The 17,814-nt window shown below is 60.7% G+C and carries 20 protein-coding genes; 12 read left to right on the plus strand and 8 right to left on the minus strand.

Going from position 1 to position 17,814, the window contains the following annotated elements:
• Positions 1 to 161: 161 nt before the first annotated feature.
• From AYM40_RS12420 to AYM40_RS12440, 5 genes are all read left to right on the plus strand, one after another.
• Positions 162 to 1,349 (plus strand): NAD(P)/FAD-dependent oxidoreductase, encoded by a 1,188-nt coding sequence (locus AYM40_RS12420; RefSeq protein WP_063496483.1) that lies wholly within the window; start codon positions 162 to 164, stop codon positions 1,347 to 1,349.
• 24 nt (positions 1,350 to 1,373) lie between these two features.
• Positions 1,374 to 2,147 carry an electron transfer flavoprotein subunit beta/FixA family protein gene (locus AYM40_RS12425; RefSeq protein WP_063497983.1) on the plus strand — a complete coding sequence of 258 codons (774 nt, stop codon included), beginning with the start codon at positions 1,374 to 1,376 and terminating at the stop codon, positions 2,145 to 2,147.
• Positions 2,144 to 3,085, plus strand: a complete 942-nt coding sequence (locus AYM40_RS43390; protein ID WP_063496484.1) for an electron transfer flavoprotein subunit alpha/FixB family protein — start codon at positions 2,144 to 2,146, stop codon at positions 3,083 to 3,085. The genes AYM40_RS12425 and AYM40_RS43390 overlap by 4 nt, the downstream gene beginning before the upstream one ends.
• Before the next feature lie 80 nt (positions 3,086 to 3,165).
• Positions 3,166 to 3,738: a HutD family protein gene (locus AYM40_RS12435; RefSeq protein WP_236720838.1), complete on the plus strand. Its 573-nt coding sequence runs from the start codon at positions 3,166 to 3,168 to the stop codon at positions 3,736 to 3,738.
• 576 nt (positions 3,739 to 4,314) lie between these two features.
• Positions 4,315 to 4,578, plus strand: a complete 264-nt coding sequence (locus tag AYM40_RS12440) for a DUF4148 domain-containing protein (RefSeq protein WP_063497984.1) — start codon at positions 4,315 to 4,317, stop codon at positions 4,576 to 4,578.
• A 238-nt stretch (positions 4,579 to 4,816) separates the two neighbouring features.
• Here AYM40_RS12440 and AYM40_RS12445 read toward each other — a convergent pair whose 3' ends face one another.
• The 5 genes from AYM40_RS12445 to AYM40_RS38475 form a co-directional block, all read right to left on the minus strand.
• The gene (locus AYM40_RS12445; RefSeq protein WP_063497985.1) at positions 4,817 to 5,674 is read right to left on the minus strand and encodes an SDR family NAD(P)-dependent oxidoreductase; all 858 of its coding nucleotides are present in this window, start codon (positions 5,672 to 5,674) and stop codon (positions 4,817 to 4,819) included.
• Positions 5,675 to 5,891: 217 nt separating this feature from the next.
• Positions 5,892 to 6,737 carry an SDR family NAD(P)-dependent oxidoreductase gene (locus tag AYM40_RS12450; RefSeq protein ID WP_063496486.1) on the minus strand — a complete coding sequence of 282 codons (846 nt, stop codon included), beginning with the start codon at positions 6,735 to 6,737 and terminating at the stop codon, positions 5,892 to 5,894.
• Between the two features lie 59 nt (positions 6,738 to 6,796).
• Positions 6,797 to 7,366 (minus strand): TetR/AcrR family transcriptional regulator, encoded by a 570-nt coding sequence (locus tag AYM40_RS12455; protein ID WP_063496487.1) that lies wholly within the window; start codon positions 7,364 to 7,366, stop codon positions 6,797 to 6,799.
• A gap of 244 nt (positions 7,367 to 7,610) precedes the next feature.
• Complete coding sequence (locus AYM40_RS12460) at positions 7,611 to 8,360, minus strand: hypothetical protein (RefSeq protein WP_181448370.1); 750 nt, start codon at positions 8,358 to 8,360, stop codon at positions 7,611 to 7,613.
• Between the two features lie 46 nt (positions 8,361 to 8,406).
• Positions 8,407 to 8,697 (minus strand): hypothetical protein, encoded by a 291-nt coding sequence (locus AYM40_RS38475; protein ID WP_148662168.1) that lies wholly within the window; start codon positions 8,695 to 8,697, stop codon positions 8,407 to 8,409.
• Positions 8,698 to 9,247: 550 nt separating this feature from the next.
• Between AYM40_RS38475 and AYM40_RS12465 the strand changes: the two genes are divergently transcribed.
• The 3 genes from AYM40_RS12465 (at position 9,248) to AYM40_RS12475 (ending at position 11,675) form a co-directional block, all read left to right on the plus strand.
• Positions 9,248 to 9,754 (plus strand): 2,4'-dihydroxyacetophenone dioxygenase family protein, encoded by a 507-nt coding sequence (locus AYM40_RS12465; RefSeq protein ID WP_063496489.1) that lies wholly within the window; start codon positions 9,248 to 9,250, stop codon positions 9,752 to 9,754.
• Between the two features lie 50 nt (positions 9,755 to 9,804).
• The gene (locus tag AYM40_RS12470; RefSeq protein ID WP_063496490.1) at positions 9,805 to 10,686 is read left to right on the plus strand and encodes an alpha/beta fold hydrolase; all 882 of its coding nucleotides are present in this window, start codon (positions 9,805 to 9,807) and stop codon (positions 10,684 to 10,686) included.
• 107 nt (positions 10,687 to 10,793) lie between these two features.
• Complete coding sequence (locus tag AYM40_RS12475) at positions 10,794 to 11,675, plus strand: 3-hydroxyacyl-CoA dehydrogenase (protein ID WP_236720839.1); 882 nt, start codon at positions 10,794 to 10,796, stop codon at positions 11,673 to 11,675.
• Positions 11,676 to 11,694: 19 nt separating this feature from the next.
• Here the strand turns inward: AYM40_RS12475 and AYM40_RS12480 are convergent, their stop codons facing one another.
• Positions 11,695 to 12,720: an AraC family transcriptional regulator gene (locus AYM40_RS12480; RefSeq protein ID WP_063496492.1), complete on the minus strand. Its 1,026-nt coding sequence runs from the start codon at positions 12,718 to 12,720 to the stop codon at positions 11,695 to 11,697.
• Between the two features lie 440 nt (positions 12,721 to 13,160).
• Between AYM40_RS12480 and AYM40_RS12485 the strand changes: the two genes are divergently transcribed.
• Both AYM40_RS12485 and AYM40_RS12490 read left to right on the plus strand, forming a co-directional pair.
• On the plus strand, positions 13,161 to 13,388 hold the full coding sequence (locus AYM40_RS12485) for a hypothetical protein (RefSeq protein WP_063496493.1): 228 nt from the start codon (positions 13,161 to 13,163) through the stop codon (positions 13,386 to 13,388).
• Positions 13,385 to 15,175 (plus strand): adenylate/guanylate cyclase domain-containing protein, encoded by a 1,791-nt coding sequence (locus AYM40_RS12490; protein WP_236720840.1) that lies wholly within the window; start codon positions 13,385 to 13,387, stop codon positions 15,173 to 15,175. The genes AYM40_RS12485 and AYM40_RS12490 overlap by 4 nt, the downstream gene beginning before the upstream one ends.
• A gap of 92 nt (positions 15,176 to 15,267) precedes the next feature.
• Here the strand turns inward: AYM40_RS12490 and AYM40_RS12495 are convergent, their stop codons facing one another.
• Together AYM40_RS12495 and AYM40_RS12500 are read right to left on the minus strand one after the other, a co-directional pair.
• A complete protein-coding gene (locus AYM40_RS12495; protein WP_236720841.1) occupies positions 15,268 to 16,056 on the minus strand; it encodes an anti-sigma factor family protein in 789 nt (262 codons plus the stop codon).
• On the minus strand, positions 16,053 to 16,592 hold the full coding sequence (locus AYM40_RS12500; protein ID WP_063496496.1) for a sigma-70 family RNA polymerase sigma factor: 540 nt from the start codon (positions 16,590 to 16,592) through the stop codon (positions 16,053 to 16,055). Before AYM40_RS12500 ends, AYM40_RS12495 begins: the two co-directional genes overlap by 4 nt.
• Positions 16,593 to 17,176: 584 nt before the next feature.
• Here AYM40_RS12500 and AYM40_RS12505 point away from each other — a divergent pair.
• Positions 17,177 to 17,422 carry a DUF4148 domain-containing protein gene (locus tag AYM40_RS12505; RefSeq protein WP_063496497.1) on the plus strand — a complete coding sequence of 82 codons (246 nt, stop codon included), beginning with the start codon at positions 17,177 to 17,179 and terminating at the stop codon, positions 17,420 to 17,422.
• A 139-nt stretch (positions 17,423 to 17,561) separates the two neighbouring features.
• Positions 17,562 to 17,795, plus strand: coding sequence for a DUF4148 domain-containing protein (locus tag AYM40_RS12510; protein WP_063496498.1), 234 nt, complete (start codon positions 17,562 to 17,564; stop codon positions 17,793 to 17,795).
• Positions 17,796 to 17,814 lie beyond the last annotated feature (19 nt).

Here is a 17,814-nt window from a genome sequence, read left to right on the forward strand (position 1 = left end):
ATGCTGGTCATCCTGCGCGGTACGACAGCATGGTGCCGAGGTTCGCAGGGTTAGTGTGCAGGATGAGAAATTGCACTGGCTCTCCATAAGTTTGCCTAATACAAAATTGGCGCGGCCAACATTTTCCTAGAATTCGCCTCATTGCCCACACAGAGGTCCACATGAGCCACTACGATTTCATCGTGATCGGCGCTGGTGTCATCGGCGCATCGGTCGCCCATCATCTCGCCGCACTGGGCGCGCCTAGCGTGCTGGTTATTGAACAGGGCACGATCGGCGCGGGCACCACGTCACAGTCGTCCGGCCTGTTGCGCACGCACTATTCGGTGCGCCAGAACGTGGAACTCGCGCGCTCTTCGTGGTGGGCATTCAATAACTTCGCCGAGTATCTCGGCGACGACGAAGCGTCCTGTGGTCTCGTCAAATGCGGCTATCTGATTTGCGCGCCCGATGGCGACAAGCTGGAGCCGCTGCGCGCCTCGCTCGCCGCCCAGCAGGATATGGGCATCGAAGTGCAACTGCTCGACAAGGCGCAGGCGCACGAGCGCCTGCCGATCGCGAGCTTCGACGACGCCGCACTGATCGGCTATGAACCGGAGGCGGGTTTTGCGGATGCCTATCTGGTGGCGACCGGCTTTGCCCGGTCGGCGCGCCGGCGCGGTGTCAAGATCCTGGAAGGCGTGACGGTCAAAGGCATCGTCCGCGAAGGACGCCAGATCACCGGTGTCGCAACCAGCGCGGGCAACTTCAGCTGCGGCACACTGATCAGCACGCAGAACATCTGGACACCGGAACTCGCCGGCTGGATCGGCGTGCCTCTGCCGGTCAAGCCGGAGCGTCACACGGTGCTCGCACTCGAATGCGACGGCGCCGCGTATTCGTTCAGGATGCCCGCGTTCAAGGACCTCGGCTCGGCCGGCATGCTCTATTACCGCAGTTATGGTGGCAGCCAGATGCTGGTGTCGGAAGGTGTGGTGGGCGAAACGCTGAATTCGCCGGAAACGGAACAGGGCGATATCTCGCTCGACTACGTCGCCGAAGTCGGCGCCCAGGTGGCCGAACGCTTCCCGGCCTATGAGGCCGCAGGTCTGGCTTCGTCATGGACCGGTGTCTACGACGTGACGCCCGACTGGAACCCGGTACTGGGCAAGGTCGGCGATATCGAGGGTCTCGTAGTCGGTTTCGGTTTTTCGGGGCACGGCTTCAAGCTCTCGCCCGGCATCGGCAAGATCCTCGCCCAGCATGCACTCGGCCTGCCCACCGAGGTTTCCCTCGCGCCCTACGCGCTCGACCGGTTCGCCAGCGGCGCACTGCTGGTGGGCAAGTACGGCTCGGGCGCGGTCTCCTGATCGAAGGATGCTCCCGTCATGACAATCAACATTCTGGTTCCAGTCAAACGCGTGGTCGATGCCAACGTGCGCGTGAGGGTTGCGGCGAATGGTTCGATCGACACCACCGGCCTCAAGATGTCGCTCAACCCATTCGACGAATGTGCCGTCGAAAAAGCCTTGCAACTCAGGGAAACCGGCTCCGCAGCGAAGGTGACGGCAATCACATGCGGCACGCCAGCCAGCCAGGACGTGCTGCGCACAGCGCTCGCGATGGGCGCCGACGATGCCGTGCTGATCGACACATCGGCGGCAACCGCCACGCTGGATTCGCTGGCCGTGGCGCGTCTGCTGCACGCTCACATGACGAGTCGCGACTACGGCCTCGTGCTATGCGGCAAGCAGGCCATCGACGGCGATATCGGCGGAGTGGCCGCCATGCTCGCCGCCCTGCTCGACTGGCCGCAGGCGTTGAACGCGAGCGAACTCACAGCCGACGGCAACGGCTGGGCCGTAACGTGCGGCGACGACACGGGTACGGCGACGTGGCGGCTCGAAGGCGCGGCTGTCGTGAGTGCCGACCTTCGTCTCGCCGACCCGCGCCGCGTGACCTTGCCGAGTATCGTCAAAGCGAAGCAGAAGCCGCTCGCGAGCGTCGACGCCGCCACGCTGGCCGTCGAACTCGCGCCGCAGGCCCACATCGTGAAACTCAGCGATCCTCCGGTTCGCCAGGCGGGGATCAAAGTCGCCGATACCTCCGCGCTTATCGCAGAGCTGGCCGGGCGGCACGTATTCGATCAAACAGGACTGTCGGCATGAGAAGCCTTGTCATAGTGGAAACGGAAGGCGGACGGCTTGCCGATGCGACGCTTCGGGTCATCAGCGCTGTCATGCAGCACGGCCGGCCGGTTGACGTGCTATTGCCTGATGCCGCGCTTGCAGCCTCTGCCGAAAAGATCGCCGGCATTGAACGTGTGCTCGTGATGACCGATGAAGCGAATGAGCATGTCGTGCCTGAAACACTCGCCGCGCAATTGCACGCAATCCATGGGTCGTATGCGCTGATCGCGGCGAGTCATCGCACGCTCGGCCGCAGTGCATTGCCGCGCGCCGCCGCGCTGGCCGGCGGCGCATTCATTCCGGACGTGGTCGCGGTTGAGGGCGATAGCGGCTTCGTGCGCAGTCTCTATGCGGGGAGCGTCGTAGCGAATGTGCGTACAAGCAGTGCCGTGACGTTCGCGAGTTTCCGGGCATCGTCATTTGCGCCTGCTGCGCATAGCGGCGGCACCGCCACGCGTGTCACGCTCGAACCGGTGGCAAGATTCACCAGGACGACGCTTGTCGAGCGACAGGCATCCGCCCGGACCGGCCGCGATCTGCCCGACGCGCGGATCGTCGTTGCGGGCGGACGCGGACTCGCGTCGAAGGACAACATGGACCGGCTTGGCGAGCTCGCGCAAAAAATGGGCGCGGCGCTCGGCGCGTCGCGCGCTGCCGTGGACGCCGGCTATGCGCCGAATACCGCGCAGGTCGGGCAAACTGGCAAGATGGTCGCGCCCGACGCCTATCTCGCGTTCGGCATCTCCGGCGCGATCCAGCATCTGGCCGGGATGAAGGACTCGAAGATCATCGTCGCGATCAACAAGGATCCGGACGCACCGATCTTTTCGGTCGCGGACATTGGGCTTGTGGGCGATCTGTTCGACGTGGTGGGCGAGATCGAGGCGCATGTCGGCGCGGGAGGCATGAGCCGATGACACTTCATCTGTCTGGCGCGTCAACCTCATCGACTAATGGTAAGGCATCGTCGCATCCGGTTACGGGATCACAGCCTGCGGTGCGTTTTTTCAATTGCGCCAGTCTGGTGCCCGAACCGTGGGCGAACGGCGGTGGCGTTACACGGACCATCGCACGCGGACCCGAGGATGACACGAGCGTCCACTGGCGCGTCAGCCTGGCAACGCTTAGTGGCGCGGCCAGGTTTTCGCAGTTTCCCGGATTCGATCGAACGCTGGTACTGCTCGATGACGGCTCAGTCGATCTGCATTCGCAGGATGGCCAGTTAATCGCGCGCGCCGGGCAACCGGTACAGTTTTCCGGCGATCTGCATGTGTGGGTCACGTTGGCCGCCAGGCCGGTTCACGTGCTCAATGTCATGACACGGCGCGATGCTTGCCGCGCGACCGTCAGCATCCACACGCATTCGTTGCGCGTGACACCTGCTGCCAGTCAGCTGCTGTTATCAGTCGACGGTCAATGGACGCTCTCCAGTTCTCTGCTTCGCAACGTCTCGCTGGCACCGATGAATGGAATATGGCTCCAAAAACGGCACGAAGCGCTGGATCTCAGTCCGCTCGGACCGGGGGCGAAACTGCTGTCGATCGCGATCGAACCGCTGGCGGACCGCTAGGAGGACCCTATGGCAAGCAACGCACTGATCGAACAGTCCAGTCCACGCGAGTCGATGGAATACGACGTCGTGATCGTCGGCGGCGGCCCGGCTAGCCTGTCGGCCGCGATCCGCCTGAATTAGTTGGCAGCTGAGAAAAGCGTCGAGATTGGCGTGTGCGTACTGGATTTCGGTATCCGGCCTGACCGGAAATCCGAGGAAGCCCTTTACCGGCGTGGATTCCGTCCTGGTTATTCACCCCTCCCTCTTCCTTCGTGATTCGGTGCGTGTATTGCCTGCAATGGTCAACCTCGCTCACGGGATTTGCGAACGGAAAATTCAAGAACATAAAAACGAGGGATGGCAGGATAGGCTACCGCCGGTTTTGGGCACCATGTGCGACACACCGTCCTGGAGCGGTCGCGATACAAAAAGGGATATAACTCGGGAATAAAGGAGATTCTGCTCCAGTATTGCAAGAGCGTGCCGAGTCATTGGCAAGAACCTTTGATGCTTTTCCAAGCGGCACGAAATCCCGGCGCAAACTGCGTAATTCGATTGGCGTCGGGCATGTCATGCACCATGCTGGAGAATATGATGAAAGCTCTGACTTTGATCCCTATTGCCGCATTGACGTTGTGCACCACGCTCGCCTATGCGGGTGACAACACCGACACACCCAGGACGGCCACGGACAGCAACGCAGCTATGACGTCGGACGCAGTCGGCGGTACGTCCGTGGGCACCAGCAATAGCGGTGCCTTGCACGGCAAGACTCGCGCGGAGGTCAAACAGGAATTGCAGCGCGCCCAGCAGGACGGCACGCTGGATCGCTTGAACGCGCTCTACGGCGGGCAGTGAGCAAATGCACAGCGGTACGGTGCGCGCCGCACAGCGTCCCGGGAGACGACGTCAACAATTAGAGCGAGGGTCACAACCTGGGAAAAAGTCAGGACTCGAGCCGGGCGACAGCACGACCATGGCGAGCGGCACAACGATGAACGCGACCGGAACATTGCGTCGTCGGGATGTGCTGCGGATATCCGCAGTCTTTGGTGCGATCGGCGCGTGCGCGCCGATCAGGACAACGCGCATGGTGTCACTCCGACGGCCACTCGAGCGATACCGCTCCGAAATCGGCAGCGAGGGTGACGGGCTTCCAGCGCTGCATCGTCTCGCGGCGTGCCTGTTCCTCGGTTTCGACGACCTGCCAGGCGTCCGAGCCCAGCACAAGGCGCGCTGGAACCATTGCACGCGATGCTAGCGCCACGATCAGCTTTGCGATGCGCTCAGGATCCCCCACTTCATGGCCGACGTAGGCATCAATGAGCGCCTTGAAGTCTCCCAGCGATGCCTGGTAGTCCTGCGGCAGATCCTGCAGTGTCGCGCGAGCCTCATGACCCCATTCGGTGCGCATGCCGCCGGGCTCCAGCGTGCAGATGTGGATCCCGAAGGGAGCGACTTCCTTGCCGACTACGTCGCTGAATCCGCCCACCGCCCATTTGGCCGCCTGATAAGCCGAGAGTCCCGGGGTGCTGATGCGGCCACCTGCCGACGAGACCTGAAAAATGTGGCCGCCGCCCTGTGCTCGCATGACCGGAATGGCCGCACGCGTGAGGTTCACCACCCCAAAGAGATTGGTCTCAATCTGCGCGCGGAAATCCTCGGCGGACGTGTACTCAAACGGCTCAATGTGGCCATAGCCGGCATTGTTGACCAGCACATCCAGCCGTCCGAAGAGGCGCACCGCTTCGGACACGGCCTCCTTCGCCTGCTGTTCATTCGTGACGTCCAGTTCAAACGTTGCCAGGAGATCGCCATACCGCGCCTGCAAATCGGTGAATCGCGACGTGTCGCGCGCGCTCGCCAGTACCTTGCCGCCATCCTGCAACGCGGCTTCGAGAATGGAGCGGCCCAAACCTCGGGATGCACCTGTAATCAACCAGACTTTGGACATGATCGTTCGACCTTTGAGATGCACCGATCCCGGTGCGTTTTTGACAGAGCTGCGGGCGATCCCAAATCTAATCGACATCGCCCGCAGATACAGGCCGCTGCAAACCCGACGCGCCTTTCGTTTCTGCCATGCGGCAGTCCTTCGAGCACGCTCCTGGCTGCCGCCGTCGGCAAAACACATTGCTTCACGGCGGCATGCGATGCAGCGGTCACAATGCTTACTGCGGATTGAATCCAGCCTTACCCGCGAACATCACGGATTCGGCAAGCTCCTTTTGCGCCTGCAACGCCGTGACGCTTCGCGAGTAACCAGCGTCCAGCACCGCATAGGCATCCCCGCCAAGGACAGTACGCAGCGGCGGCTCATGCATCTGGCTGACCGTATAGATGGCGTCGGCCATTTTCACGGGGTCGCCCGAGGCTTGTTCCTCACCAACCTCCACAATCTGACGGCGAAGCTGTCCAACTATGCCGTCCTTGTAGGCGTCGATTTCCTGGGTCCAGCGGATATTGGCCACAAAACCCGTCTTGATCGAGCCCGGCTCGATGATGATCGTCTTGATGCCAAACTCGGCGACTTCCTGGCTCACCGATTCAGCAAAGCCTTCCAGACCGAACTTCGCGGCGTGATACATGGAACCGCTCGGGAAGGCTGCACGCCCACCGACGCTACTGACATAGAGGAACGTGCCGCTGTTCTTCGCACGCATCGCTGGGAGGAACGCACGCGTAACATGAATGGGCGCGAGCAGGTTCAGAGCGAGCTGCTGCTGGATATCTGCTTCAGTCATTTCTTCCATTGCGCCGATAACTGCGCCACCCGCATTGTTGGCGACGACGTCGACATCTGCGTGGCGCGCAACGACAGCCTGCACCTGTTCGCGATTGGTCAAATCGAGCGACTCCACCTCGAGCAGCGCCGGGTATTTCTGTTTCAACTCCTGCATCGCGTCGACACGGCGCACCGCCGCAACTACACGGTGCCCCTCTGCGAGCACCTTCTCAGTGAGGGCAAGCCCCAGACCACTGGACGCGCCGGTTATGAACCACTTTTGACTGGACATGATTCTGTTCTCCTTGCAAATAAATGAGCGAGTACGCGCTCAATTAAAGTCGAAAATTTTTACTCCGTGATCGCCCGCCATAGGACCCGAAATCCCAGCGCGCGGTGACGTTCGGCATCCTCTGGATACCTGTTCACATACTCAATTGTGGTATCGGCAATGTGCTCGATCACGGATGAAAGAAAGGCGATTGGCGCATCCACCAGCACACCGTCACGCACTCCGGCCTCCATCATCCGGGACACCGCCAGAAACGCTTCCATACCCCGCGCCCTGGTCTCGTCCAGTATATGCCCCGAAGCCGAGAGCCGCGCGACGGCAAACCGCCCGGCGGCATTGGAGAGCCCCCAGCTCACATAGCGCTGGAAAACGTGCTCCATGCGTTGCCGGTAGTCCGCCTCATCAGGATAGTCCGGCATCACGGTTTCCGCGAGGCTCCGCTTGAGGTGCAGATAGACCTCCTGAAACAGCACTTCCTTGTTCTCGAAGTACGTGAACAAGGTACCCTCAGCCACGCTGGCGCCCCGGGCAATACTCGCCGTGGTGGCCTGCACGCCCTGCTCAGCCACGGCCTGCGTTGCCGACATTAACAGGGCGTTGTGTTTTTCCGGACTCAAAGGGCGCGCCATGGACTTTCTGCGTATATATAGAGTGAGTAGTCACTCAATTATACGCGTTTGTTAGCGTAAGGCAATCTTTCGATTTGCACGAAATCTGCTGGGAAGACGCTGGGTACCCTTTCAGAGCACGCTTTACTTCCCGAAACATGAATCCGAACTTCTGAACGAAACCATCCGGCGCAGCCTTCGCCAGATGTGCCCGATCTTTGACGAATATGCGGGCGTGGGGGATCTCGCATGCAGTCCCAACCCGTCAGGAGCTCAGTGAGCTCTTTCGCAGCCTTCGACGTTCAAGGCCGTTGCGCCACTGGCCCAGGATCAATGCACTGGCAACTAGGGCGAGATACAGGGTGAGAAGATTGTGGCGCCAGGCACCTAGTGCTGCCTGATGGGCGACGAGCGTCGGATCGGCGCGCGGAAGTCCGAGGCGCGTCCCCTCGACGGCCCGCATCATCCGGATAAAGCCCGCCGCGGACAGCAGCGGTAACAGAACCATGAACGCCAGCAGCGCGGGCTTCATGCGGCGCGCCCACACATAGTGGCGCAGCCGGAACCACAGTCCGAGGCATCCGTGTATCCAGCCCGGTGCAAGCAGCGCAAGCTGCAGACCCTGTGTGCCGCTCGTGAGCAGCACGACGATGACGCGCTCGTAGTCGGGTTCGAAGCCATAGAGCGTAGACGCAAGCCGGGTCGTCACCGCATGGCGGATCAGCAGCATCGGCAGGCTGAGCCCGGCCCAGAGGCGGATCCATTCGGCGGGCGGCAGCGCCCAGTGACGCCGCCCGTATAGCGTGTGCAATGCCAGCGCAAAATGCAGGGACGCGGCACCGTACAGCGCGATCGTTCCCGGCGTGCTGCGCCACAGCCGCAGCGCGAGTACGAGGCCGCGTCCGGCAAGGTCGAGCGACCAGATCCCGAGCGCGTGATTGACCAGATGCAGAAAGAGATAGGTCAGCATCACCAGCCCCGAGGCAAGTTGAAGACGGCGTAGAACGGCTTGCATCCTTATCCTCACCTCTCCTGGGGGGCGGACGTCCCGCCAAAGCCTCTCACTTCTGTTTCCGATGAACGGGGCGCGACATGCGTCGGGAGGGCGTTGTCACGGCGCCCGCTATTCTCGCAAGTCTGCTGATGCGCCGGCGTAACCGGCCAAACACGCTGGCCGCCGATGACCGATGCGGGGCGCTGTTACGCTGATGCGCCGCGCATAGTCGTAGCGACGCGGCAAATCGCTGTAACGCCGATACCGAACCGCATACGCTCTGGTATTCCTCGCGGCCAATCCTGCCATCAAGGATAACGGTCAATCCCGACGCGCGGGCCATGTCGATGATGTCCATTTTGATCTCCCATTTCGGGTGCCATGCCTGTAATACCGCAAGCATGCGCCGGTTATTCCCTGACTCGACGGGATGCGGGGCTGTGGTGCAAATTCGGCAGGCGGGCGAAAATCGCTCATTTTTCGAAGACCTCGGGGAAGGCACGAAGGATGTTCTGCAGTCGCTGCTCGGCCTGTCGGACGAACGGCTCTCACGGTTGAAGTCTGACGGCGTCGTTTGACGCCGCATTGCGCCTCGCTAGTAATCCTCTGCATTATTACCATGGATTTTTGCGCGATATTGAGGAGGATGGCACTCGAGCCAGGCGCTTACATATGTCGCCAGCTTCACATTGACAGATAGCGCCACTTCCCTGGAGCGCCTGCCGATTGGCTTTTACAGGACCGCACTTTCCTTCCGGTCCAGAGAAGAAAAACTTGGCGCGTAAAGTACAAAATCGGGCGGCACAGGTCAAGTTCCCACGGACGACTTGCGATTGAATAGGCACTGGAGATTGCGCACGGTTCACGCGGCGCACGCCCAGCCCTCAACACAATCGGAGACTCATTCCATGAACGCAGAAGCTACGCTCGCCCTCAACGATGTTTCCGCCATCGACACGGTCCATATCGCTGGAAACGCCACGCCGTGGATTCCCTTCGCGCCGATCAACGACAAGATTCTTCTCAAATACTTCAAGATCAATCCCGTCACGGGCGAAGTGGTCTTGCTCATGAAGGCGGCCAAAGGCGAAGGCGCGCATATTCATCGCCATACCGGCACGGTGATGGTCTACACGCTGAGCGGTCGCTGGAAATACGACCAGCACGACTGGATCGCGCAAGCCGGCGATTTCGTGTTTGAGCCGTCGGAGTCGTCACACTCGTTCACGAATCTCTCCGACGACGATAATGGTATGGCGCTCGTGGTGTCGACCGGTGAGCTCCACTTCCTCGACGAAGACGGCAAGGTCACGTTCGTCGAGACGTGGCGCACGGCTTTAAGCCGTTATCAGGACTACTGCAAAGCCCACAATTTTCCTGAGATCGACCTGATCGGCTGCCAGGGCGGCCGCTAAGCGACGTCGGCGGACATAAGCCTCGCAACTGCTTCACGGAGATCACGTCGATGACCCACCTTGTACCCTCCGCACCGCTTCCCTCCCTGGAAGAGCTGACACTGGCCTGCGGGCCGCATACCCACACAGCTCTGGCCACAGGGCCGCGGAGCGGAGAGTGCGTCCTCCTGCTGCATGGGTGGCCGGAATTCGCCGATTGCTGGCACGGGATTCTGGTCGCGCTCGGCGCAGCAGGCTACCGGGCAGTCGCCGTGGATCAGCGTGGTTACGCTGAGAATGCCCGGCCGCAAGACATTGCGTCTTACGCAGCTGGGCATCTCCAGGCGGACGCCCTCGCTTTCGCTGATCAGCTGGGCGCGGGACGCTTTCATCTGATTGCCCACGACTGGGGCGGGTTGGTTGCGTGGGGGCTCGCCTCGACGCATGCACACCGCGTGAGTTCGCTCTCCGTGCTGGCGACACCCCATCCGTTAGCGCTGCAAGCGGCACTGCATCAAGAAGACCAATACCGGCGCCTGGATTATGTTCGTGTTTTTCGTCAACCAGGGGGTGTCGCAGAGCGACGCCTGCTTGCGGACGGAGCAGCGGCGCTGCGAGCCGCCTACGCGGGACGCGTTCCCGCTTCGCTCGTGGACGAAAACGTGCGGCGCCTCAGCGAGCCTGGTGCGCTTACCGCGACGTTGAACTGGTATCGCGCGCTCCCGGATAACCTGTCGTATCCCGCAGGCCGCATTGCCGTCCCGACACTCTACGTTTGGGGATCCGAAGACCGTGCTCTCGGCCGCGAAGCTGCCATGCTTACGGGCGGCTTTGTCGACGGGCCCTATCGTTTCGAAATACTGGAGGGGGCCAGTCACTGGCTCCCTGAAGAAGCGCCGGACCGGGTCATCCCATTGCTGCTCGACCATCTCGCCATCTCGCCGTTGGTGTGAATCCTCGTGCCGGCAAAAAATCCGCCCCATCCGATCTACGATACGCACCGTACCCGTTACTCATGTCTACTCACTCCCTAAACGACAATCAGCCGATTGCACGCGTCATGGTGGCCGGCACCGGTGTGCTGGGCGCGCAGATCGCTTTTCAGTGTGCGTTTTCCGGTATCGACGTCGTCGCCTACGACGTCGATACCGCCTGCCTGGAGCGCGCGAACGCCCGCTTTGATGCCCTAGGGCGCGTCTACGCTGCGGACCTCGGCGCGTCTCGCGAGCAGATCGAAGCCACGTTGGCACGCCTCGAGGGCAGTACCGACCTCGGTTCGGCCGTCGCCGGCACGAACCTCGTCATCGAAGCCATCCCCGAGGATCTGGCCATCAAGCAATCTTTCTACCGGTCCCTGTCGGCTGTAGCGCCGGCCGGTACCATCTTTGCGAGCAACTCGTCGACGCTGGTGCCGAGCCAGTTCGCCATGTTCACCGACCGGCCCGAGCGCGTGCTGAGCCTGCATTTCGCGAACGAGATATGGAAGCATAATATCGCGGAAATCATGGGACATCCGGGCACCCACCCCGCCGTATTCGCACACATGGTGCAGTTTGCGCATCGTATCGGCATGGTGCCTATACCGCTGCGCAAGGAGCAGCCCGGCTGCTTGCTGAACACCGTGCTTATCCCGATGCTGGTCGCCGCTCTAGGTCTGCTGGTCAACGAGGTCGCAGATGTTCAGACGATCGACAAGGTGTGGATGATTGCCAAAGAGGATCGCATTGGCCCTTTCGGCGTTCTCGACAGAATCGGCATGACGACCGTCTATAACGTGACCCGCGCGCTTGCTGAACGGTCGGGTGATTCGACGTATCGGCGCATGGCGGAATACGTGAAAACTCATTTCATCGATACAGGGTATCTCGGTGAACTGGCGGGACGCGGCTTCTATCAATATCCCGATCCGGAATTCCTGAATCCAACGTTCGTCGCCGCGTGAAACCCAAGGCGGCCTATTGCTACTCAGCAAAGCGTCCGGGGTCAGCCTCGTGACGCATTGCTCGAAACTGCCGGGGCGTGACGCCCCGCAGTCGCTTGAACGCACGGCTAAACGCGCTTTGCTGCGAATAACCGAGCAGTTCGGATATCTCAGCGAGACGCAGGTTTGACTGCTGCACATACTTCAGTGCGAGATCTTCACGAACCTGTTCCCGCAGTTCATCGAACGTCGTGCGGGCCTCTGAGAGCCGACGTTGCAGGGACCGCGGGGACATAGCAAGCGCTCGCGCTATGGCGTTGAGCGAACTGTCCGTGAACGGCAACAGCGCGCGAATCATCGTTTGCGTGCGTACCGCCCATAGTGCCTCCACCTGGGCTCTTTCCCGCCGCAAATGCGCCTCGAGCACACGATGCGCGTTACGGCGAAGTTGTGTCACTGGACGCGTCACCGTACCGCGATCGAGGACAATCGCGTTTCTGTCCTGATCGAATTCCAGGGATGGTCCAAACGTGCGCCTGTGCATTGCGCAGTCCGCAGGCGCCGAATGACGGAATTGCACAACGGCCGGCTGCCAGCCGGTACCGCAGAGGGTACGCAAATACTGCATACCGTTAGCGAGACCCAGTTCAACTGCCTGAACCTCGCCGGGACCGGAAGCGCTTTCAAGGTCGTAAGTCAGCACCATCCCCTGATCGTCCCGCGCAGCCCGAATAGAAGACATCGATGTATGTAGTACGTAGAACTCGGCAAGCGTATCCATTGCCTCCCCGATGGTACGCGCGCCATGCATCATGACAAGAATCGGCCCCAGGACCGCCAGGCCCTGATATTCGGCAAGCCTCAATCCAAAGTTCCGGCATTGCGTAACTTCAGCAGCCAGCGAAAGGAATCGAAGCACTTGCGCGCCCCGGATCGGCACATCGGCTGAACGGAGCGCAAGATCCGGCAGATCGGCTCCTGCCGCAACCAGCTCAGGTTGAACGCCAAGTCCCTCAAGCAGAGCAGCAGCTCCGGTCAGTACGACACTGGGTAGGTAGCCTTGCATTCTATATACGGATCGTTACTTGAGATGGTTCGCTGCGTGAGGGAATTTACCTGATGGTATCGCGTTGTCGAATGAAAGAGTACGCGCATTTTGTGCGGGGTCTCATTCGCGACCGTGTTGCCTCGTAGGGCTTGTCGTACACCGCGACGCAGGCGTTGAAGGGGGCGTCGACGATGATCCGGGTAGCTGGCTACGAGTGAAAAGATCGGCAAGTTCTCAGATCATGATTAGGCATCCAAAATGTACGACGACATGTACAGCGTGTTTGTCTGATCGCGTCTACCCGCGACGTTCCACTTAACGCGACGTCGCCGAATCACATCGCCGTTCGTACCGGTATCACGTCTTCAACGCGACGTCGCTCAGGCGCTGGCCATTCCAACGAGTAGCGCCGTGGATCGGTGCGAGCTTCGGCCGAAATCCTGAACCGTATAAACTAGATGTCGTTCAACTCATCGCTGATGCGTGAGTCGCGTGCGCTCAGTTTCGTCAATCGCTTGATCGACAATAGTAATATTCCTGAAGGCACGCTTCGAAAGAGCCAGTTCCGCAGTAATGTGTCAAGGCACGTGGTCGCCCAGCTTGGCGTCGCAAGCACACAAACCAGGTGCGAGCTGGCGTTTCTCAAGAAGCTCCACGACCTTGGCGACAAGACGATGGATGCGTGACTAAACACGCATTGCAACCACATCGAACCGCGCCCCGCCGGTCGATCTCCCAACGAAATGCCTCTGATCAAGAGGGTGGAGAGCAGAGCATGTTGCGCTTTCCCAGTTTTCAAAGATGGCGGCCGGCAGGAGTGCGATCGGTTCGGCTAACCACCGGGCTGGTGCTGTTCACCTATGTAGGGGCACACCTCCTGAATCACTCGCTGGGGAATATCTCGCTCGCGTGGCTGGAGCGTGGTCTGCTTGTACAGAAGTTTATCTGGCAGGGATGGCTTGGAACAGGTGTGCTGTACAGCGCGCTCGTGACGCATTTCTTCCTGGGTCTGTGGGCTCTCTATGAGCGGCGCTCGGTGCATTGGAATCGGGGTGAGGCGGCGCAGCTCGTCCTCGGTTTGTGCATTCCGCCGCTGCTAGCCAATCATCTCGCCAATACGCGGGTCGCATTTGCCGCCTTCGGCCTGAACAAGGGTTACGCGCAGTTGTTGTACTCGTTCTGGATCGCTTCGCCATTCTTCGGCCGGGCGCAACTGATGCTGTTGGTGGTCGCCTGGTCGCATGGCTGTTGTGGCGTCTGGTTCTGGTTGCGGTTGAAGCCATGGTTTGGGGCGTGGCGAAGCGTGCTGCTGAGCGTCGCCGTGCTGCTCCCCGTGCTCGCTCTTCTAGGTTACCTGCAAGGCGGACGGGAAGTGATCGCGCTTGCCCAGGATCCCGTCTGGCGCGCTGCGGCGACTCGGCCGACGGTCGTCGGGACGGGATTGCAAAATCTCTGGCTCGCCGATCTGCGCAACGACTTTTTGCTCTTCGATGGTGGCGCGCTGCTGCTGGTACTTGGAGCGCGGCTGCTGCGCACGGTCCGGGAGCGCCGGCACGGACGGCTCTGCATCTTATATCCAGACGGGCGCAAGGTATTCGCGCCGCTCGGGTTTTCGGTGCTGGAAGCCAGCCGGATGGCCGGAGTTCCCCATGCAAGCACGTGCGGTGGCCGGGCCCGATGCACATTGTGCAGGGTGCGCGTGCTCAGCGATGTGCCGCTGCCCAGGCCAGCCGAGGCGGAGCGGCGTGTCCTCGAGCGACTGGGAGCTGACTCGCAGACAGTGCGTCTTGCGTGCCAGTTGCGGCCGATCCATGATCTCTCCGTGTGGCCACTGGTGCCGCCGGCCGCATTCACGGCCTTTCTGCAACCGCGTCAGCGGGACGTCATGCCGCAGGAGCGATTCGCGGCGTTCATGTTCGTGGACATGCGGGGTTCCACACAGCTTGCGGCGGCGCAACTACCGTTCGACAGCATATTCGTAGTTAGTCGCTTCCTGAGCGCTGTCTGTGCCGCGGTGGTAGAGGCGGGTGGTATGCCAAACCAGTTCATCGGCGACGCTGTGCTCGCGATTTTTGGCTTACACAGCGAGCCAGCCATTGCTTGTCGCCAGGCGCTCTGCGCGGTGCCGTTGGTGGCAGCCAATATTGATCAACTCAACGCTGCGCTCGAGCAGCAACTGAAAACACCTATCCGGTTTGGCATCGGATTGCATTGCGGCCGGGCTGTAATGGGTGAGATTGGCTTTCGCGAGCATGTGACATTCACCGCAATTGGTGACCCACTGAACGTGGCCTCAAGACTTGAGGAACTGACAAAAGAAATGGCTTGCGACGCTATCGTGTCCGAACAGGTATTCCAGCATGCCGGCGTTTCGGCGGCAGACCTGCCGCAGCTTGATGCGCACCTGAAAGGCCGCCATGACCCGGTTCATGTCCGTGTGCTGTCCAAGGCATCCCAGATGCCTCAGACCTGACAGCACTTCGCGACATTGCGCGTCACTCACGAATTTATTCTCGCTTTCGCGTCGCCCAGATAGTCCGCCGCAAACCTACCGCGTCGCGACCGCTAGGAAGCCGGATGCGCTCGCAGGTCCGAGATGAAGCCGTTCAGTTCCATGCCCCCGGCATCGGTAATTGCCCAGTAATTCATTCCGGCAGCACTCCAGTGCGCGAGATGATAGCCCTGCTGCTGGTAGATATGAGGCGTGGCGCCCGCGTCGTCGCCCGGCCACACATAAAGATTGATCGGGTGCAGCTTGTACCGATAGACCATCACGGCGACCGGTCGCCCGTTCAGGTAATCCAGCCGCCCGCCGACCAGCGGATATCCCTGCTGCGCCAGATCGACCACCGGCGGCGCAAAGTCCAGCTTGCCGTCAAACCACGGCTTGACCGTGTGCCGGTCGGTTGAAATTACATCCGAGAGGTGATTGAACTGCAACGAGCGGATATGGTTGTCCACGAGTTCCTGACTCAGGCGCGTCTCGCTCGACGGCACCGAGAGGTACAACCCCGCGCTCCACGTCAACGCGACCACACTCATCACCATCGCGCCAACCGGTGCCCAGCCCAATGACCCGCCGCCGCGCCGCCAACCGAACAGCTCAACCAGCCGTTGCCAGAGCGATGGCCGCCCCGGCAACGCCGCCTTGATGCGTTTCACCAGTTCCGCGGGCGCCTCGACGCGCAAATCCGCCTGCCTGAGTTGCGCACTCACCTGGCGGTGCTGCGCGTAGACCTGCTGACACTGCTCGCAGCCTGCCAGATGGCGCTCGAATTCGAGCGCCTCGGACAGGCTCAATTCCTGGTCGAGATAGCCTGGCAGCAGTTCGAAGGCCTGTTCGTGATCCATCATGCCTCCTGATCCGTCGGGGCGAGCAACGCCGCAAGTTGCTGGCGGCCGCGTCCGAGGCGCGACATCACCGTCCCCATCGGGATGCCCACAATCGTGGCGATTTCCTTGTACGACAATTCTTCCAGCTCCCGCAGCACGATCACCTCCCGGTATTCCAGACGCAGACTCTGCAACGCCTTGTGCACCCGCTTCTGGCTCTGGCTGCGCATGAGCATCGCTTCAGGACTGTCGTCGTGATCAGCGGTACTCGTCTCAAGGCTATGCATGTCTTCCTCAAACTCCATCGTATCCGGTGCGTGGCCCCGGTTCTGCTGATACCAGGAGTAGAAGGTGTTGCGCACGATGCTTAGCAACCAGGCACGGGCATCGTCGCCGCGGAATCCGCCAAAAAACCGGAACGCGCGCAGATACGCCTCCTGCACCACGTCCTGGGCATCCTGGTCGTTATGCGTCAGCCATCGCGCAACATTGAAGGCTGAATTCATATGAGGTAACACGAGCTTCTCGAAGCGCTGCGCGCTGACTGGATCGGTCATTGTGAAATTCCTGCAGTAACCGCAATCCGTGACCGACAGTTATAAGACCGCCAGCACGTCGTTTTTATTCCCCGACGGTCAAAATCGCTCCGTATTACTCTGGCGTAGTACGCGGAGGTCGTTTGATCGATACACGTGCGCGGAGAAACCTTCGGGAAACGCCCCGCCTGATGCAATTGCATCAAGCTAACCAAGCCCGCCGCCGTGAATTATCTCCGGCTTGAGCCGCCAGTCAAGTCCTCCCCATGCCCGGTCCGGTGCACGATACGACGCCCCTCGTCTAATTCTCCCCGCCGGCTGGCGGTGCCCTCGAGCGCGGGCAGACGGATGAGTGATTTCAAAGACATTGTATCCGCGCTGAAGGTCACAACGACGCACTCCCTCCCCCGCGAACGTAACCCTGCCCATGGAACGGCGCCCCCCGCGGACGGCCGACATCCCCCCGACCAGCCATCCGATATATGTCGCCGATTGCAAGGTGACGCGGACAGTCAGGCCAATGCTTTTATCGAAGATTCGGGAATATCTGATGACGAAGCCGCGTCTACTCATTGCATACCGCACACTATTATCAGGAGTCTGAAATGAAGAAGCTCGCTATTGCCGCCATGTCGCTGTCCGTTCTCATGTCATCGGGCGCATTTGCCCAGAGCAAGACACGCGCCGAGGTCTATCAGGAACTGATCGAAGCGCAGCAGAACGGCCTGAACTATGTCACCGATACCTCGTACCCAGATGTCAATCCGATTTTCGCGGCGCAGGTCGCCCGCATGAAGCAGGAGCATATTGCGAAACAGCGCGCAACCATGACGGGCAGCACTACCAATTGAACACGCATTTCGTCCCGGCTGAACTTTCATGGCGGAGGACGGCACGCATGCGTCCCGTCCTCTCACCACCGCTCGCATCATGTGCAGCCCAGGCCGATCCTCGCGCGAATAAGCATTCCATGAAGCAAGGAGCACTACTATGAAATCGGATTCGATGAATCAGTTTGTTGACCAGCCACTACGTGCGCTGGTTGTTGCGGGCGCAGTGCTGATGGCAACTTCGGCCAGCGTGTATGCGCAAACTTCCTCTGCCCCTGCCGCACATCAGCTCACTCGCGCGGAAGTGCGACATGAACTCGAAGAGCTGGAGGCGGCCGGGTATAACCCATCTCGTTATACACAAATCGACAGTTCCGGAGACGATGTTGGATAGCAAAGTAGCCGGAAGGGGG

It is taken from the genome of Paraburkholderia phytofirmans OLGA172 (assembly GCF_001634365.1).
GTDB lineage: Bacteria > Pseudomonadota > Gammaproteobacteria > Burkholderiales > Burkholderiaceae > Paraburkholderia.

What these genes read in the sequence shown, in the direction of transcription:
- AYM40_RS12495 (WP_236720841.1), bottom strand. Translation starts at nt 16,056, where the DNA reads ATGATGGATCACGAACAGGCCTTCGAACTGCTGCCAGGCTATCTCGAC.
- AYM40_RS12455 (WP_063496487.1), bottom strand. Translation starts at nt 7,366, where the DNA reads ATGGCGCGCCCTTTGAGTCCGGAAAAACACAACGCCCTGTTAATGTCG.
- AYM40_RS12510 (WP_063496498.1), top strand. Translation starts at nt 17,562, where the DNA reads ATGAAATCGGATTCGATGAATCAGTTTGTTGACCAGCCACTACGTGCG.
- AYM40_RS12450 (WP_063496486.1), bottom strand. Translation starts at nt 6,737, where the DNA reads ATGTCCAGTCAAAAGTGGTTCATAACCGGCGCGTCCAGTGGTCTGGGG.
- AYM40_RS12500 (WP_063496496.1), bottom strand. Translation starts at nt 16,592, where the DNA reads ATGACCGATCCAGTCAGCGCGCAGCGCTTCGAGAAGCTCGTGTTACCT.
- AYM40_RS12470 (WP_063496490.1), top strand. Translation starts at nt 9,805, where the DNA reads ATGACCCACCTTGTACCCTCCGCACCGCTTCCCTCCCTGGAAGAGCTG.
- AYM40_RS12475 (WP_236720839.1), top strand. Translation starts at nt 10,794, where the DNA reads ATGGTGGCCGGCACCGGTGTGCTGGGCGCGCAGATCGCTTTTCAGTGT.
- AYM40_RS12445 (WP_063497985.1), bottom strand. Translation starts at nt 5,674, where the DNA reads ATGTCCAAAGTCTGGTTGATTACAGGTGCATCCCGAGGTTTGGGCCGC.
- AYM40_RS12485 (WP_063496493.1), top strand. Translation starts at nt 13,161, where the DNA reads ATGTCGTTCAACTCATCGCTGATGCGTGAGTCGCGTGCGCTCAGTTTC.
- AYM40_RS12420 (WP_063496483.1), top strand. Translation starts at nt 162, where the DNA reads ATGAGCCACTACGATTTCATCGTGATCGGCGCTGGTGTCATCGGCGCA.
- AYM40_RS12465 (WP_063496489.1), top strand. Translation starts at nt 9,248, where the DNA reads ATGAACGCAGAAGCTACGCTCGCCCTCAACGATGTTTCCGCCATCGAC.
- AYM40_RS38475 (WP_148662168.1), bottom strand. Translation starts at nt 8,697, where the DNA reads ATGGACATCATCGACATGGCCCGCGCGTCGGGATTGACCGTTATCCTT.
- AYM40_RS12480 (WP_063496492.1), bottom strand. Translation starts at nt 12,720, where the DNA reads ATGCAAGGCTACCTACCCAGTGTCGTACTGACCGGAGCTGCTGCTCTG.
- AYM40_RS12440 (WP_063497984.1), top strand. Translation starts at nt 4,315, where the DNA reads ATGAAAGCTCTGACTTTGATCCCTATTGCCGCATTGACGTTGTGCACC.
- AYM40_RS12505 (WP_063496497.1), top strand. Translation starts at nt 17,177, where the DNA reads ATGAAGAAGCTCGCTATTGCCGCCATGTCGCTGTCCGTTCTCATGTCA.
- AYM40_RS43390 (WP_063496484.1), top strand. Translation starts at nt 2,144, where the DNA reads ATGAGAAGCCTTGTCATAGTGGAAACGGAAGGCGGACGGCTTGCCGAT.
- AYM40_RS12460 (WP_181448370.1), bottom strand. Translation starts at nt 8,360, where the DNA reads ATGCAAGCCGTTCTACGCCGTCTTCAACTTGCCTCGGGGCTGGTGATG.